Origin of the sequence: Protofrankia sp. Cas3, from assembly GCF_963555955.1 — a bacterium.
GTDB lineage: Bacteria > Actinomycetota > Actinomycetes > Frankiales > Frankiaceae > Protofrankia.
In genome coordinates this window covers 34812-51410 of the sequence record NZ_CAUVXP010000022.1, presented here as the reverse complement: position 1 = coordinate 51410, position 16599 = coordinate 34812, and the positions used below count along the sequence as shown (strand labels likewise).

Below are 16599 nucleotides of genomic sequence, written 5' to 3'. Positions count from 1 at the left end.
AGACAGTACCGCGGGGCGGCCGGCCGGGGTGAGGCCTGCCGGGGTGAGGACAGCCTGCCGGAGCGGGTGGGAGCGGTCCATGATGTTCCACACCTCGGTGGTTCCGTCCTGCCAGCCGAGGGCCAGCAGCCGCCCGTCGGGGGAGAAGGCTGCCGCGTTGAGCGGGCCGGTGTCGTGTCGCGGTAACTGGACCAGGCGCGTCACGTCCGAGGGCCGCGCACCCACCGCCCACAGCGAGAGCACTCCGAGATCGGATGCGACCAGCGTGTGCCCATCGGGGCTGAAACCCGCAGCCTGGATGACCCCCGCAGCCCGGCCGTTTCCCGCGATCCCGTGGACGGTTCCCAGGCCGACGGGATGCGCGGGGTCCGCCAGGTCGAACATCCCCATGACACCGTCCTGGCCGAGCAGATACAGCAGGTGCCCGCCGTCGTCGAGCCAGGACGCCATCACCCCCTGGGTGAACACGGGCTGCCCGTGCGCCACCACGTCGGTGAGCTTGCGGCGATGATCAGGTTGGGAGACGTCCCACACCTGTGCCGTGCCGTCGCCGGTGCCGATGACCAGGATCCGGCCGTCCCCACTGTAGGTCACCGTGCCGACGACGTTCGGCAGGTTCTCAATGGCTCCGGAGAACTGGGTACCTGCCAGGACGTCGAGCAGGGCCGCCCGGCTGGTCTGCGACGGGTCCCGTTGGAATGCCTCCACCGCGAGCAGCAGCGCGGACCGTGGCTCGGTGCCGGTAGCCGAGATGGCCGCCGCCTGAAGCTGGCGGACGGTCGCCGCCCGGAGGTTGCGCTGTGCGCTGGAGCGCTGCTGGAACGCCACTGCGGCGGCCAGCACCGTCAGACACAGAGCGAACGCCAGGCCGGCGAGGATCTGTCGCAGCCGGCGGACCCGCCGGCGTTCCCGAGCCTGTTCGGCCTGTTCCGCTCGGATGCTGGCGTCGAGGAATTCCCGGTCGGCCATCCGCAGCAGGCGCTCATGCCGCGCGTCGGCGGCCCACTCGCGGGCCGCAGCCAGCCGGACGCCGCGATGACAGAATGCCGGATCACGACCGGCACGCTGCCAGGCGTCCGTCGCATCGGCCAGTTGCTGACGGATGACCAGCCCGGCGCGATCCTCGTCGAGCCATCGGCGCAGCCGGGGCCAGGCGCGCAGCAGGGCCTCGTGGGAGAGCTGCGCCCCGCCGTCGTCGACGGTGACCAGCCGGGCCTGCGCCAATCGGTCGCACACCAGGGTGATGATCTGGCGCTCCACGTTGGAACGGCCGTGGGTCATCTCTCGTAGGTCGACGCGGCGTCGCACCGCCTCCCCGCCGCTGTCGCTGTCGCTGAGATGAACCATGTGTAACAGCAGGTCCCGCAGGGCCAGCCGGCCCGGTTCGGACAGCGTGTCGTGGATCTCCTCGGCGGTGCGGGTGACGGACCGCCAGATCCCACCGGTGGCCTGATAGCCGGCGAGAGTCAGGGTGCGACCGCTGCGCCTGGTCCAGGTGGCGCGCAGCGCGTGGGCCAGGAACGGCAGAGCTGTGCCCAGGCCGGAACTCCCGCCCTCACGCAGGTCCCGCAGCAGGAGATCGGTCAGACCAGGCTGCAGGACCAGGCCGCCTGCCTGCGCCGGGCGTTCGATGGCCGCCCGTAACCCGGCATCGTCCAGGGGCGGTACCGTCACCTGGCCGTCCCGCAGAGCGCGGACCAGTTCGGGATATGCCAGGCAGTTGCCGTAGTGGTCCGCGCGGAGCCCGAGCACCACCCGCGTACGGTCCGGGCCGGTGTCGGAACCGGCGCACAGCACATGGATGAATCGCGCCCGCTGATCCTCGTCCGGGCACCGGGTGAAGACCTCCTCGAACTGGTCGACGACGAGTACCGCGCAGCCGCCGGACCGCTCCGCGATGCTGGGCAACCGTCCGGCCAGCAGTTGCCGTTCCACCTCATCCAGAGGCTTCCCGGTGGCCACCGTCAGCCGTTCGGCGAGAGCCTGCAGCGGTTGGGCTCCCGGCGCCGCCAGCAGCACCGCCGGCCAGGGACTCGTCCGGTCCGCATCGTGCCGGCGGTCCAGGCCGGCCAGCAGCCCAGCACGCAGGATCGAGGACTTGCCCACCCCGGAGGACCCCACGAGCATCACTGGATGGTGACCGGTATCGCTCCCGGTGACCTCGCCCAGCAGGCGCTGGACGACATCCTCCCTGCCGAAGAACCGTTCGTGGTCCTCCGCTTGGAACGGCTCCATCCCCGGATAGGGACACGCAGAGTCGTCAGGTGGCCGCAATGATGTGTCATCGGGCTCCGCGACGGGCTGGTAGGCGGGATTGGAGGCAAGGACGAGTTCCCCGGCCCTGCCGTCGCTCTGCCGGTGCGGCCGGGCCGCCGCGGCCTGCAGGCGCCGGTCGAGGTAGCCGTAGACGTGGTCGAGGGTCAACCGGACCGGGCCGGCGGGGTCCCCCTCGTGCAGGAGCCGCAACAGCTCGCCGGTGAACAGGGTGTGGCGCTCGCCCGGCGGAGCATAGGAGACCGCGTAGTGGGACGCCGAGGTCAGCAGGTAGCTGCCGCGTGGCCGGGCGGAGGCGTAGGGATCCCGTTGGCGGCCGCGGCCGGTCGCGTCCGCCAGCCCGGAAAAGCAGCAGTCGAGCATGACCACGGTGCTGGCGGGCAGGTCCGCGAGAATGTCGCGGATGGTCTGATAGGAGGCCGACCGGGCGATCCGGTCTCCAGCGAGGCTGGCATGCGTGGCCAGGTAGAGCCGATCCCCTGGCCCGAGCAGGCCGTGCCCCGCGAAGTAGAAGAGAACGACGCCGGTGGCCTGTGCGGCGATCTCCTCCACCGCGTCGAGCACAGCGCCTTCGTCGGCGGGGTCGATGATGGTGCGGATGTGTGCGGGCTCCATGCCGCACACCTCTTCGAGTGCCCGTCGCAGATCCTCGACCGTGGTGGCCACCGACGGCAGATCCGGCAGGCCCGACGCGTCGGTGTGCCGGCTTGTTCCCACCAGTACCGCCCGCGCACCCATCCCCGCCAGGTCACCGAGCGGTGGTCGCCGGGGTGCCGTCATCCGTCCGAGCCTTTCATCCACGCCCCTACTGCCGGGCGCTCTTATTCGGCGGGTGCGGCGGGAGGCCGCGCGGTCTCGTCGGATGGCACCGTGCCAGGTTCCAAGGACCGGGCGAGTTGTTGGGCCAATTCACCCACCTGTCGCGCGTCCAGCCCGCGGACGTGCTCGGCCGCCACTGCGATCGTGGTTCCGTCAGGTCGGGTGACGGTCACGGTCTGGTTCCCGGTGCGGCGCTGCACCCACGTCACCAGTGCGGCGGCCAGCACTGTGGCGACCCCTCCCGGTTCCAGGACCACGGTGAGGAGATCTGCGGCCGTCCCCATGGTCCCGGCCGCGGGCTCGCCCGTCGCGCGACGACGGATCCGGCCACGCAGCTGCGGCTCCCTGGCAAGCCAGGTTCCCAACGGCGCAGCGCCGCCATCGGTCCGCTCGCTGCCGTCCTGCACCGCGATGACGACATTCATAGTCCGTATTGTGCTCTTTTGGCTGTACGGGGTGCGGGCATGGGTGCGGACCCTGGAGCACCTCGACAACCGGCGAGCACCCACGCTTCGTGCCGGGGCGGCCACCGCGTACTGTGTGCCTCCTCGTGCCCGGTTATGGGGGATCCGCGACGACATCCACGAAGCCTTCCGCACCCTCGGCTGCGCCATCACCCGCTGGCGACGGCTGAAGGCCTCATTTTGTTAGGAGTCCTTGTTCGTTCAGTGGATGCCCGGCTGGTGGGCAAGCATTTGCTCGACGATTTGAAGATCTCTTTTGATTCGATCGAGGACGGCTGTCGCAGCGTCTTCGTGCCCGTCGGTGGGGTTCTGCCGCAGCAGGCTTCGGACTGCCATATCGGACAGGATGCGTCCGGTTTCAACCACGGTCGTGCTGCCACCCGGCTGGTACCACCAGGAGGCGAACAGCACCATCCCGCTCAACGCTCGTGCTGCAATCGCCTCGTCGACGGGATGGAACAGGCCGCACCGGATACCGTCGGCGATCGTCGATTCCACAGTTCTTTCGAAACCATGCCATATCTCCTTGTATAACCGGGAGACCTCGGGCGGAAGGTTTGTCTCGCTCCGGCTGACCAGCCGGGTGCGCTCGGGGTGACGGAGCGCTGCTTCCACTGTCCCCATCATGATTTTCTTCAGTCGCAGATCCGGCCGTGAAGCCAGGTTTTCAGGCATATTGATGACAAATGCCGAGTTGGCCAGAGTGTCACGGGCGATCTTGGCCACCAGATCGTCCTTACTTGAGACATAGTGATACAGGGCTGGGCGGCTCACCCCCAGGGCATCTGCGACGTCCTGCAGGGTCGTACCGGCGTAGCCCCGCGTCGCGAACAGCTCCGCGGCGGCGTCCAGGAGCGCTGACTCGAAGGCCTCCCGCCGGGAGGACGAACGACCGCTGCTCGGACGGACCAGACCCGCGGTGAACTGGGTGTCCGTCTCGCTCTGTATGTCCCCGATTGCGACACCTGTGTCCTCGGGCGGTGCCGGCTCCCTCACTCTTCCGAGTGTAGAGATGAGCCGGCCGTGGTTGGCAGGCCTGGAGGAGCGAAAAAGGTGCGGTAAATTCCTGGGTTCAACACCATTGTCGAAAGTTCGACTTGCATGTAACCTGGCCCACACTTCACATGATGTTGGAGGTGGCCGGTGGGTCAGCCGCACGAGAACGGTGCTCAGGCGTCGGAAGCCGAACCCCGGGTGCTGTTCGGCTTCAACGTTCGAGGCGAGAAGAAGGAGATCCGTCGGCTGGACAGGCTCGGAGCGGACTCGCTGTGGGCGAGTGGTCATGTCGCGGCACCGCTTCCCACTCCGGAGGCGCTGGTGAACCTGGGGCTCCTCGCCGCGCTCACCGAGCGGCCGCGCATCGGAACCGCGGTGCTCCTGCTTCCGCTGTATCCGCCGGCAATCGTCGCGAAGCAGGTGGCGTCGATCGATCGGGTGAGCGGGGGGCGGGTCACGCTGGGGGTGGGGGTCGGTGGGGAATATCCGCAGGAGTTTGATGCCTGCGGTGTGCCGGTCGCCGGCCGCGGCTACCGGGTCGACGAACAGATTCGCGTCTTACGGGACCTGTGGACCGGCGAAGCGGTCGATGGGGCCGGCCCGCATTACCCGTTCCAGGGCGTGCGGATCTCCCCGCCGCCCGTCCAGCCCGGTGGTCCACGGATACCGATAGCGGGGACGAAGGCGCCGGCGATGCGGCGAGCCGCGACCATCGGCGACGGCTGGATGCCCTATCTGTTGTCTGCGGACCGGTACGCCGAAACGGTCCGGACGGTTCGCGCCCAGGCCGACGCCATCGGACGTAAGCTCGACAGCTTCGAATGGTTCCAGTTTCTGTTCATCGGTGTAGCGGACCGGCCCGAAGACGCCTACGCCGACATGGCGCAGATGTTCGGCTCAGTCTGGTCACGGGACCTGCGCGGACTCATCCACCGCGTGACCGCCGCAGGTACCCCGGAACAGGTTGCCGCACGGGTGCAGGCCTACGTGGATGCGGGGGCACGCCACATGATCTTTCAGCCGAGCGGTGCGGACCTCGACGAGTCCCTCCGCAACGCGGAACGCATCACGCACGAGGTACTGCCCTTGATAACCCTTTCCAGGCGGGTGGAGGCGACAGACGAATGCTGATGGGCGACATATTGTCACTGGCAGCCGCGAACTGGCCGGAACGGGTGGCGCTGGTCACGGGGAACGAACGCCGGACATTTGCGGACCTGCACGCGGACTCGTTACGGCTGGCGGACGGCCTTTCCCGGATCGCATCGCCGGGAGACCGGATCGCGATCCTGGCTCGCAATGTGCCCGCCTATGTCGAGGCTCTCTACGGTGTACCGACCGCCGGCATGGTACTCACCCTGCTCAACTACCGGATCCATCCCAGGGAATGGGCTGAGATCATAGCTGCGGCCGGCGCCCGGGTGCTGATTGTCGATCGGGAGTTCGTCGACGAACTCCGGCCCGTGCTTGGCGACGTCCCGGCTATCGAACACATGTTCGTGATTGGTGGTCCATCGGACGGCCGCGGCTCCTCCTACGAGGAGCTGGTCGCATCGGCCTCACCCACCCGTCCTCAGGTGGAAGTGTCAGATTCCGACACGGCATGGCTGGTTTATACGAGCGGTACGACCGGGAGCCCCAAGGGGGCGATGATCACCCATCGTGGAATCATCACAGCGGCCATGACAATGATGCTCGCGGTCTCGCCGACGGAGCGTGACCGGATGCTGATGACCTTCCCCATGTGCCATGTTTCCGCGTTTCAGGTCCCCACCTACCACCTGTGCGGGGTGCCGACTGTCCTGATGCCCGCGTTTGAGCCGAGCGCGTTCCTGGAACTGGTGGCGGAACACCGAATCACGATCACTTCGCTGGCGCCGACGATGGCGTCTTTCGTGCTCCGGTATCCGGGCTATGACACGGCCGACCTGTCCTCCATCCGCCGACTGGGATACGGCGGGATGGCCATGCCCACGAGCACTGCCCGCGCTTTGGCGGACCGGCTGGGACCGGTTTTGGTGACCGGCTTCGGCCAGACCGAGTCAACCGGATGGGTGACGGCTCTCAGTCCTGAGGACCATGTTCGTGCGCTGTCGGGTCAGGAGCAACTGTTGGAGTCCTGTGGCCGGCCGTTGCCGCTGACCGCCGTCGCGGTCATGGATGAGCAGATGCGGCGATGCCCCGCCGGCACCCCCGGTGAGCTGGTCATCCGCGGTGATCTGGTTACCAGTGGTTATTGGAACGACGAAAAGGCCACCGCCGCCGCGTTCACCGATGGGTGGCTGCACACCGGTGACGTGGCGACCGTGGATAAAGAAGGATACGTTTATCTCGTCGACCGCATCAAGGATATGATCATAACTGGTGGACAGAACGTGTACTCCACGCAGGTGGAGCAGGTCCTCCATAAGCACGAGGCCGTGTCGGAAGCCGCCGTCATCGGTGTTCCCGACCCGGTATGGGGGGAGAGTGTGGTAGCTGTGATTGTTCCCCGGCCCGGTGCACACGTGGACCCCGAGGACATCCTCAGGACCTGTCGGGCGCAGCTTGCCGGTTACAAGAGCCCGCGGAAGATCCATGTGGTTGCCGAACTTCCCAAAAACATCACCGGAAAGGTCCTCAAGCGCGAGCTCCGCGGCCGGTACGCGCCTTCGACAGCTCTCTGATCACCGCGACATTGGGTAGTCTTGGATGTCAGCGGGTCTCCGTCCCATACGTGGAGGTGGCCGCCCCGTCTGCATCTGACGGTATTGATTGTATTCACCCTGTCGTGCAGGGTGAAATTGCTCAACGCCTGTTCCAGGCTTATGCACAGGCTGGTGTCAAAGTAAATATCGTATATGGCGCGACCCAGTTCGGGCCAATGGTTATTACGAGAGCAGGATCCGCTGCAGAGAATGTCTATCTGGTTGGCGGCTTTGCGCCATCGACCGCCAAGGGAAATATCGAGGTCGACACCTTCAACGCTCTGGGCAAGCGGATCGCGGGGGCTTGCCGGGCTACCGTTCACCGTCCGGATTCCCTCCGCCGCCGGTGTCGTCACCCGGCACGGATCGGGCGCCGGGATGTCGTTGCCCGGCCGGGCCCTGCGCAAATGTGGTCAGCATCGTGGTGGTGACGGTGGTGACGAAGTTCTGTACTACGGGTCCGGCCGCGCCGGACCCGCACACATCGGTTACGCCGCATACCCACGCGCTGGTACCGGCGTCGAACACTCCCGCGCCCGAGTCGGCGGTGTAGTAACTGACGTCGGAATGGTCGGGCCGGCCATGACAGAGCACCGGTGAATGTGCGAGGACCTCGATCCGCGACGGTGTCGGATAGGTGAGGTCGACCCGGTCGTACTCGGATCCGATCATTCCCGGAATACGGCTGCCCGCGCTCAACCCGGTTCCGGCGAACAGCCAGTGTCCGGGGTCGCGGACCACGAGGTCGGCATGTACCGGATTGCACTGGTACATGCCACCGGTGAGCGAGCTCTCCGGTCTCGCATTCGGCGGAGACGGCCAGTTCGCGGTCACGGCGGCGTCGTCGACGCCGTTCAACGGGTCCTCGGCCGCGACCTTGTAACCGGTTTCCAGCCGGTCCGGCCCGAACGCGGTCGGTCCCAGCCGAATTCGTCGGAACACCGCGTTCGCGCCCAGGAAAGCCAGATTCACCCCGCGCTCACGGGCCCGCGTCAACGCGTCCCGCATCGCGGGCGAATAGTACTCGTCATGCCCCATGGAAACGACCGCGCGGGCGCCGTCCAACAACGCTGGATCGCCGTGGAGGTCGATATCCGTTGCATAGGCGACGGGCAGCCCGAGTTTCTCGGCGAGGATGATGACCGGGGCTTCGTTGCCGGTGAAGTCCGCGGCGCCGTCGCCGTAGTCGTACGGTCGGTCGAACGAGACGACCCGGGCCCGGTCGGCGAATCCCTTCGGGCCGTGGTAAAGGCTGTATCCACCCCACGCGTTGTATGCCTGCCAGGTTGTCACCGCCGCGAGCAGTACCACCCGTCCCGATGTCGTCGGGTTGCGGACGGTCAACGGAACGTAGGTCTGGAAACCGTCGGAGTCGTCCAGGCGCATCAGATACGCGCCAGGCGGCCAGCTGCTCGTGTCGAACGCCGTTGTCGGCATCCAGGACGTGCTCACGGTGCTGGTTTTCGGGTCGCGCGCGGCGGGGGCCTGTACCCGACCGGGTAGCGGACCGACCTCGGTGACCAGCCGGCAGGTTCGTCCGCCGTACCAGCCGATCCGGAAGACGGAGGCCCTGAGCGTGGCCGCGGTCGTGGACGCGAACAGGTGCAGTTCGTCCCCGGTCCGGATGCTGGCATGGTCGAGCCAGCCCTCCACCGCGTGGTTGTAGCCGAGACGGGCCAGGCCGCAGTCGGCACCGGGCTTCGCGTTCTCGGCCCGGACGTCAAACCCGGCGCTCGCCCCGGCGCTCGCCCCGGCGCTCGCCCCGCCAGGCACGCGCCCCGTGGCCTGGCGGCCCCGGTCGGCACCGCCGCTGCACCCGCCGAGGACGACCGCGATCACCACCGCAACCGCGATCGCGACGGCGACGGACGTGGGCCATCCGGCAGACTCAGGCCGACTGTGGCGTCGGCTTCCATGCGCTGGCATCCAGACCATCCTCGTCAGTGTTGTTCAGGCGGCGGCGCCTTATGCTCGGGTATGGGTCCAGGTACGGGTACGGCCATGCAGCCTGAAGCAGTGGGACGAACACGTTCCGTCATTCCGGATATTCCCTACATCCGCGGCCGGGGTGGCGGGGAACAGCGCGCGACCTTCTTTGAGTTGTACTTCGACCTCGTCTACGTCTTCGCCGTCACCCAGATATCCCACCACCTGCTGGCGGATCTGAGCTGGATCGGCGCGGTGCAGGCGGCCTTCTTCCTCGTCGCCGTCTACTGGGCCTGGAACTACACGACCTGGATGGCCAACTGGTTCGACCCGGAGACGGTGCCGGTTCGACTCGTCCTGATCTATGTGATGCTGGCCAGCTTCCTGATGGCCGTGGCGATCCCCGAAGGCGCCGTCGACCTCGCACTGCTCTTCGCGGCCAGTTACGTGGCGTTGCAGATCGGTCGGAACGCATTCGTCGTGTGGGTGACCCCGCCGGGGGCGTTCAACGAGAACTTCCGGCAGATTCTTGCCTGGAGTATCCTTTCGGCCCCGCTGTGGGTCGTCGGCGGGATACTGTCCGGTGAGCCGCGCTGGCTGCTCTGGGTCGCCGCGCTGGGGCTCGACCTGGCGGCGCCGCTGGCTCGGTACTGGGTACCCCGCGCCGGTGCCACCCCGATGAGCCAGTGGGAGGTCGAGGGCAGCCATTTCGCCGAGCGCTTCCAACTTTTCGTGATCATCGCGCTCGGCGAGAGCATCGTGCTGGCCGGGGTTACCGCCTCCGGTGCGGGGCTGCGCGGCCCGGTCGTCGTCACGCTCGGGTTTGCATTTTTGACGTCGACCGCCCTGTGGTGGCTGTACTTCGGCCAGATCGCCGCATCGGTCGCCCGGCGGATCAGCCGGAGTGCGGCGGACGAGTCGGGCCAGATCGGCCGAGACGTCTACACCTACCTGCATCTCCCCATCATCGCCGGGATCGTGTTGACGGCGGTCGGCGTCGAGCTGGTGATCGTGCATCCCGGCGGCGAACTGCACACGGCCGGTGCTCTGGTGACGCTCGGCGGTCCGGCACTCTATCTCCTCGGCCTGATGGCGTGCGCGGCCCGTATCGGCCGCCGACCGAGCTGGTCGCAGGTGGCCGCGGTGGTGGTGTTGCTCGCGGCCGTGCCGCTCGCCGCCCACCTCTCCGGCCTGCTCGTGCTGATTGTGCTCACCGTCGGGCTCATTGCCCTGGTCGTGGTCGACCAGATCCGGCCGCAGCTGGCGGATTCCACGCCGCATCCGTGAGGGCGCACCGGTGAGGGGCGAACCAGGCCGTTGCGGCACACCGGAGGGCGCGGGCTGGCGCCGTCCTCGTCCTGTAATCCGTGGCGGGTGTCTGGTGGCGGCCGGCGGTCCTACGTTGGAGATATGAACCCCCTCACCCGCCCGCTGCCATCGCCGCCGGAGACCCTGCGGCGTGGACCGCTGCGCGAGGGCCGGTTCACCAGCCGGTTGCATGACCCGCGGGTGGCCGCGCTGCTCGGGATCTGGCTCGGTATCGCCTTCGGGACGTGCTTTGCCACCGGTTTGGTCTCCCATTTCATGCAACATCCGACGTCGTGGTTCTCGTGGCCGTCCCGGCCGGTGTGGTTCTACCGGTTCACCCAGGGCCTGCACGTGGCGACCGGGTTGGCGAGCGTACCGCTGCTGCTGGCGAAACTGTGGACGGTCTACCCGCGGCTGTGGGAGTGGCCGCCGGTCCGCACGGTCGCACACGCGTTGGAGCGGATTTCGATCATCGTGCTCATCGGCGGTGCGCTGTTCCAGCTCTCCACCGGGATCGCGAACATCGCCCAGTGGTACCCGTTCCATTTCTTCTTCACGGTCGCCCACTACTGGGCCGCGTGGGTGACGATCGGCGCGCTGCTCGTGCACGTGGCGGCGAAGCTGACGGTGGTGCGCGTCAACGTCGGACGCGGCAGGGTCCACGGCGTCGCCGTCGAAGGTGTCGCCCTCGAAGGTGTCAATCGTGACGGCGGCGATCTCGAACCGGGCGGCGTACCGGTGCGGACCAGCTCGCCGGAACCCGACGGTGACGGGTTGTCCCGACGCGGCTTCGTCGGAGCGGTCGGTGCGGCCGCTGGAGTGATCACGGTGGTCACCGTCGGTCAGGCGGTGCCCGGTCTGTCAGAGTTGGATCTGCTGGCCCCACGCAAGCCGACGGTCGGACCACAGAACCTGCCGGTCAACCGCACCGCAGCCGCGGCCGGGGTCGCCACCGTGGCGCGCGACCCCGGATACCGCCTGGAGGTCGTCGGCCCCCGGCCGCTGCGGTTGAGCCTGGCCGACCTGGCCGCGTTTCCCCAGGCCACGTCCCATCTGCCGATCACCTGCGTCGAGGGGTGGAGCGCGGATGCCACCTGGTCGGGGGTTGCGCTGCCGCAGCTACTGGATCGGGCCGGCATTCCGCACGACGCCACGGTGCGGGTCGAGTCGCTGGAGAGCGGCAGCCTCTACAGCACGAGCGAGGTGCGTCCACCGCACGCCCGGGACTCGCTCACCCTGCTGGCCACCGGGCTCCGAGGCGAGCCGCTGGCGCTTGACCACGGCTATCCGGTCCGCTTGATCGCCCCGAACCGACCGGGTGTCCTGCAGACCAAATGGGTGCACCGGGTGGTGATGGTATGAGTGAGTCCGCCGGACGCCGGGCACCGGCATGGCATGCGGCGGTGCTGGGGCTCCGTGTCCTGCTGGTCGGCGGTGGCATTGCCATGGTTGGCGTCGGGGTGTTCGGGGCGTTGGACGCGCATCTTGCGGTCAATCCGCCCTACGCCTTCGGTTGGGGGCTGGTGGCCATCGCCGTCCACGACGCCCTGCTGGTCCCGGCGCTGGCCGTGATCGGTCTCGTGCTGACGAAGCTGGTCCCGGCACCGTACCGGGCCGTGATACAGGCAGCGTTGATCGTCAGCGGCTCGGTCGCGTTGGTGTCGTTGCCCCTGTGGCGGGGGTATGGCCGCAAACCCGACAACCCCTCGGTCGACCCGCTGGCCTACGAGCGCAACCTCATGATCGTGCTGGGCGTGGTCTGGGTGATTGCCGCGGTCGTCATGTTCCGCCGCCGGCTACTGGTCCGCCGCCGGCCGGGAGCGACGGCGGTGCCGCGGTCCGAATCCCGGCGTGATTGACGAGCCTGATCGTGTGATCGGGTCGGGTGATTATCGATGCCCCGCGCCGCGGATTCGTCTAGAAAAAGGGAGTCCAGGTCGACGAGACCAGGCCGGGCGAGGGAGATCTCAGGATGCCGACCGCCGATACCACTGTGCACGCCGTCGACGCGACGCCCGGTGGGGAGCGTCCCGGCGGCCCGGTCGAGGTTCCCTGGTCGGTGCTGTCGGACTACCGGTGTTTCGGGTGCTCGCCGCACAATGATCAGGGCCTTCAGCTGCAGTTCCGGACCCATCCCGAGGGCTTGCAGGCCCGCTTCACCTTCGGGCGGGCACATGAGTCGTACCCCGGGGTCGTGCACGGTGGCCTGGCCGGAGTGGTCTGTGATGAGATCATGGGCAACCTGATCGTGCTCCAGGCGGGTCTCACCGCGTTCACCACGGCGATGAAGGTGCGTTACGTCTCACCCTTGTTCGTCGGGAGGACGTATGACTGCGTAGCCCGGATGCGACCGTCGCGTGTGGAGCAGACCGGAGTCGGCCTCACCCATGCTGCGGCCGAGATCCTCGATCTTGATGGTGCGACGATGGCCACTGCGACGGCCAGTTACCGGCTTGTCAGTCTGGAAGAGGCGCGCCGGCACCTGACCCTGGCCGACACCGACGCTGACCGTCTGCGCGATGCCATGTCTGTTGATGTTGCTCCTGAGAATACGGAGTGATTGTATCGTGACGGTGTGCATCGTATCCCGTCCATGTCCATCGTCGCCAAGTTTTTCATAAGTTTTTCATTGGTTTTCTTATTGTAGATAGAGTGCGAGTCATATAAAGTGCGGTGCCTCTTCAGGGTTTTTCAGCGGATGCCGGCCGCCGACGGCGGGAGTATTCCTCAAATATTACTTTGCGTCATCGATTTTTGTCGCAGCGCCAATGGCTGCTTGCTGACAATCGGTTGTCAGAGACGTACGCAATGTTTTCAAGCGCGTTGTTCCACCTGCTCAGAGGGTGTGTCGCGGGTGGTGGGTAACCTCTTGTGCGCACGGAAATTGATCAATGTATCGCCGTGCGTGGTGGCCTATAGGCGACCTGATAGTGACTCTGCGTGATAGTTGGTCCTGATGTACCGGCGGGATAACGCAGAGGTTTCGGAACGCCCTTTGCACACAGCGGCATTTCATGCAACGCTGTTGTCCGAACAGCGGAGTCGCAGGGGTATCGTTCTCCGCCAGACGGTCGAGGGTGTCGCCACCGCCTCGCCGAGTGCTCGGGAGGCCAGGTCCAAGGGGGATGAGCTGGATCGTACGACCCGTGTGACGGCGGTGGTCTGGGGAATCCTGCCGCTGTTATAGTGAGCGTGCTACACCTCAAGGCGTGAGTGATACGGCGATCCGCGGAATTGACGGGTGTCGTGAGTCGCCTTTTTTCGCGTTCTTTCCAGGCTGGTCGGGCACCTCTCTGTCGCCGCTGGCGAGCACCAACAGCGCAGGTCAGGGGCATCAGGCGTTGCTGCGCGCCGGTGGAGACCTGGGCATCTATGCCTTGATGGAGAATCTATGTTCGAATCGCGTGCGGCCGATCACGCGTTGAGCGGAAGTACTACTTCTAAGGTTTTCGACATGCTGTCCGGCGTGTTGACCGACGTTGTCGGTCTGGCATTCGTGCTGTATCTCGCTGCCGCTGTGGTATGTATTCTTCTGGCCCTCCTCCTGCGCGTCCGCGGTCGTCTCGGGCATACGTCGGCCGAGCGTGTCACCGCGACCGGGAGCATCGGCCGACCAGCCGGACGACGGGTCAGCCGATGAGCCGGCCGTGCCGTGTACGGAAAGTTAAGATTTCCACGGAATTTCGCCGTGGTTTCGCGCTCCGATCAGCAGAGAGTCACGGCCGCCGGTCGCCGGCCAGACCCGGTCCGACCTGGTCCCGGCTGTCGGGGGGTCCGGTGCTGTGGCGGGTGGTCCTCCTCCTGCCCGTTGCCTGGTACCTGGCCGTTCCAGCGACCGCGCAGGCGCAGGCACCACGCCGGGCGGGCGCACTGTCGGCGGGGTCGTTACTCGGCCAAGGGGTCGATGCCGCATGGTTACTCGCCGCCGGGTTGATCGTCATGGGTTTCCTCTACCTGGTGACGATGCTGTTGCTGTCCCGCACCCACCAGCCGCCGCCGCAGGCTGTGCCCGCCGGGCTGTTCTACGTGTTCGTCATGCCCTGCCTCAACGAGGAGGCGGTGATCGGGGCGAGTCTGCGGCGCTTGCTGGCCACCGCAAGGGACGACATTCGGGTCCTGGTGGTCGACGACGGTTCGGACGACGCTACGTCCAGCATCGTGCGCGGGGTCGACGACGAGCGCCGGTGGCTGTTGCGGCGTGATCTGCCCAATGCCCGGTCAGGCAAGGGCGCTGCCCTGAACGCCGCCATCGCCCACCTCCGCGTTCGCGATGAGGTCGCCACCCGCGACCCGAACAACGTGATCGTCGTTGTTGTCGACGCGGACGGACGCCTGGATTCCCATGCCGTCGACGTCGTCGCGTCGTACTTCAGCGACCCGCGTACAGCCGGCGTCCAGACCGGCGTCCGTATCAACAACCGTCGTGGCAACCTGCTGGCCCGTATGCAGGACATGGAGTTCGTGATCTACACGGACATCTTCCAGCGCGGTCGGGCTCATGTCGACAACGTGGGGCTGGGTGGCAACGGCCAGTTCGTGCGGCTTTCAGCACTGCGGTCACTGGGCGACGAGCCGTGGACGCACAGTTTGACCGAGGATCTCGACCTCGGGGTCAGGTTACTGCTCGCGGGTTGGCGCAACCGGTTCTGCCCGCAGGCCGACGTCCACCAGCAGGGCGTGGTGAGACTTCGCCGGCTGCTGCGCCAGCGCTCGCGATGGTTCCAGGGGCACCTACAGTCATGGCGGCTGATACCGCGGGTGATTCGGGAGGCGCGGATCCGCAGCCTGCCCGACATGCTCTTCCACCTGTCGAGCCCATTATTGATCTTATTGGCATCCCTGCTCACACTCGCGTTCGGATTCTCGACCGCCGCGGTTCTGGCCGACTGGTTCGCCGGTGGGCCCAGCCCCGATCCGAGTCTGTTCGCCGGTGCCTACCTGATGGCCGCCGTTCCGGCACTGATCTGCGCGCTGGTCTATCGCAGGCAGGAGCCGCTCTCCGGAGTCGGCGTCCTGCGGTTGATCGGTTACGGCCATCTCTACATCCTGTATTCCCTGGTCTGGTTCGTCGCCGGCTGGTGGGCGATCGCCCGGATGCTCAGCGGCCGCAACAGCTGGCACAAGACCGCCCGCAGCCCGGAGGAAAGTCTGGCTGCACCCGCCCTTACACCCGCCCTTGCGGCCGCGAGTGCAGCCGCGGTGGCGGCGACCATGGTGACCAGCGAAGACGTCGGTGTGGCGGCATCGCCGGAGCATGCCGGCGAGCCGGTCCCCGTCGATGGATGACGTCGGTGCGACCGTTGCTGCCCGCTGATCCGCCCGACGGCGCCGACACCAGCCGGGGGCGTGGGCCGGCCGGCTGCGGATCCGGACTGCTCGTCCGGCTGGCCATTCTCGCCGTCATCACGCTGGTCAGTCTGCTCGCCCTGATCGGGCTGCTGGGGATGTGGCGGCTCACCGGCCTGTTCCAGGAGGACGACGAGATGGTGCGCTGGGTGGACGGCAGCCGACATGGCGCATGGCTCGCGGTCTTCGACGGCTATGGCCAGACCACAGGCTCGACGGCAGGCCCGACCGTGGAGCCGACCACAGGCCGCACCGCTGACGATGAGGTGATCTCGCTGGCCCCGAAATCGGCGGTGGGCCCCGGCGCGACCCACGCGGCGCTGGTGGTCAGTGCCGACCGCTACACCGACGTCGACGTCACCGCCCAGCTGCGCACCGTCCGCCAGCTGCGTACGCCTGGGCCGCAGCCCTGGGAGGTCGGCTGGGTTTTGTGGCATTACACCGATATAAGCCATTTCTATGCGTTCACCCTTAAAACCAACGGCTGGGAGATCAGCAAGCAGGATCCGGCCTATCCCGGCGGGCAGCGGTTCCTCGCCAGCGGCGAGGTGCCCCGCACGACCATCGCGACCTGGCACACGGTCGGGATCACCCAAGCTGGCGGCCGGATCACCGTTGCCGTCGACGGAGCCGTGATCGCTGATCTCACCGACCCGGAACGCCCCTACCTCGCAGGCGCTGTGGGTCTGTACTGCGAGGACTCCGACGTGGAGTTCCGCCGGATCCACGTCGGTACGGATCCCCCGCCCACCCGCCCACGCTCATGACTTTCCCGCGCC

At 67.1% G+C, this 16599-nt stretch carries 14 protein-coding genes and 1 pseudogene; 10 read left to right on the top strand and 5 right to left on the bottom strand.

The window, feature by feature from the left end; genetic code table 11:
* The coding region (locus U9983_RS06765; protein WP_322753198.1) for a caspase, EACC1-associated type at positions 1-3054 on the bottom strand (3054 nt) is incomplete at its 3' end.
* Positions 3055-3095: 41 nt separating this feature from the next.
* Positions 3096-3518, bottom strand: a complete 423-nt coding sequence (locus U9983_RS06760) for an effector-associated constant component EACC1 (protein WP_322753197.1) — start codon at positions 3516-3518, stop codon at positions 3096-3098.
* A 10-nt stretch (positions 3519-3528) separates the two neighbouring features.
* Here U9983_RS06760 and U9983_RS06755 point away from each other — a divergent pair, with 10 nt between their 5' ends.
* Positions 3529-3744, top strand: coding sequence for a hypothetical protein (locus tag U9983_RS06755; RefSeq protein WP_322753196.1), 216 nt, complete (start codon positions 3529-3531; stop codon positions 3742-3744).
* A gap of 14 nt (positions 3745-3758) precedes the next feature.
* Here U9983_RS06755 and U9983_RS06750 read toward each other — a convergent pair whose 3' ends face one another.
* The gene (locus U9983_RS06750; RefSeq protein WP_322753195.1) at positions 3759-4283 is read right to left on the bottom strand and encodes a hypothetical protein; all 525 of its coding nucleotides are present in this window, start codon (positions 4281-4283) and stop codon (positions 3759-3761) included.
* A 6-nt stretch (positions 4284-4289) separates the two neighbouring features.
* Positions 4290-4553, bottom strand: a pseudogene (locus tag U9983_RS27750) (helix-turn-helix domain-containing protein); the annotation flags it as partial.
* Positions 4554-4700: 147 nt separating this feature from the next.
* Here U9983_RS27750 and U9983_RS06745 point away from each other — a divergent pair.
* Together U9983_RS06745 and U9983_RS06740 are read left to right on the top strand one after the other, a co-directional pair.
* On the top strand, positions 4701-5684 hold the full coding sequence (locus tag U9983_RS06745) for an LLM class flavin-dependent oxidoreductase (protein WP_322748746.1): 984 nt from the start codon (positions 4701-4703) through the stop codon (positions 5682-5684).
* Positions 5684-7219 carry a long-chain-fatty-acid--CoA ligase gene (locus tag U9983_RS06740; RefSeq protein WP_322753194.1) on the top strand — a complete coding sequence of 512 codons (1536 nt, stop codon included), beginning with the start codon at positions 5684-5686 and terminating at the stop codon, positions 7217-7219. The genes U9983_RS06745 and U9983_RS06740 overlap by 1 nt, the downstream gene beginning before the upstream one ends.
* Positions 7220-7552: 333 nt before the next feature.
* Here U9983_RS06740 and U9983_RS06735 read toward each other — a convergent pair whose 3' ends face one another.
* Positions 7553-9166 carry a N,N-dimethylformamidase beta subunit family domain-containing protein gene (locus U9983_RS06735; protein WP_322753193.1) on the bottom strand — a complete coding sequence of 538 codons (1614 nt, stop codon included), beginning with the start codon at positions 9164-9166 and terminating at the stop codon, positions 7553-7555.
* Positions 9167-9241: 75 nt separating this feature from the next.
* Here U9983_RS06735 and U9983_RS06730 point away from each other — a divergent pair, with 75 nt between their 5' ends.
* From U9983_RS06730 to U9983_RS06700, 7 genes are all read left to right on the top strand, one after another.
* Positions 9242-10453: a low temperature requirement protein A gene (locus tag U9983_RS06730; protein ID WP_322753192.1), complete on the top strand. Its 1212-nt coding sequence runs from the start codon at positions 9242-9244 to the stop codon at positions 10451-10453.
* Positions 10454-10576: 123 nt separating this feature from the next.
* Positions 10577-11836 (top strand): molybdopterin-dependent oxidoreductase, encoded by a 1260-nt coding sequence (locus tag U9983_RS06725; RefSeq protein ID WP_322753191.1) that lies wholly within the window; start codon positions 10577-10579, stop codon positions 11834-11836.
* On the top strand, positions 11833-12333 hold the full coding sequence (locus U9983_RS06720) for a hypothetical protein (protein ID WP_322753190.1): 501 nt from the start codon (positions 11833-11835) through the stop codon (positions 12331-12333). Before U9983_RS06725 ends, U9983_RS06720 begins: the two co-directional genes overlap by 4 nt.
* Positions 12334-12446: 113 nt before the next feature.
* Positions 12447-13034: a PaaI family thioesterase gene (locus U9983_RS06715; RefSeq protein WP_322753189.1), complete on the top strand. Its 588-nt coding sequence runs from the start codon at positions 12447-12449 to the stop codon at positions 13032-13034.
* Positions 13035-13928: 894 nt separating this feature from the next.
* Positions 13929-14114, top strand: a complete 186-nt coding sequence (locus U9983_RS06710; protein ID WP_322753188.1) for a hypothetical protein — start codon at positions 13929-13931, stop codon at positions 14112-14114.
* A 299-nt stretch (positions 14115-14413) separates the two neighbouring features.
* Positions 14414-15760, top strand: coding sequence for a glycosyltransferase family 2 protein (locus U9983_RS06705; protein ID WP_416211298.1), 1347 nt, complete (start codon positions 14414-14416; stop codon positions 15758-15760).
* The gene (locus U9983_RS06700) at positions 15757-16587 is read left to right on the top strand and encodes a family 16 glycoside hydrolase (protein ID WP_322753186.1); all 831 of its coding nucleotides are present in this window, start codon (positions 15757-15759) and stop codon (positions 16585-16587) included. The genes U9983_RS06705 and U9983_RS06700 overlap by 4 nt, the downstream gene beginning before the upstream one ends.
* Positions 16588-16599 lie beyond the last annotated feature (12 nt).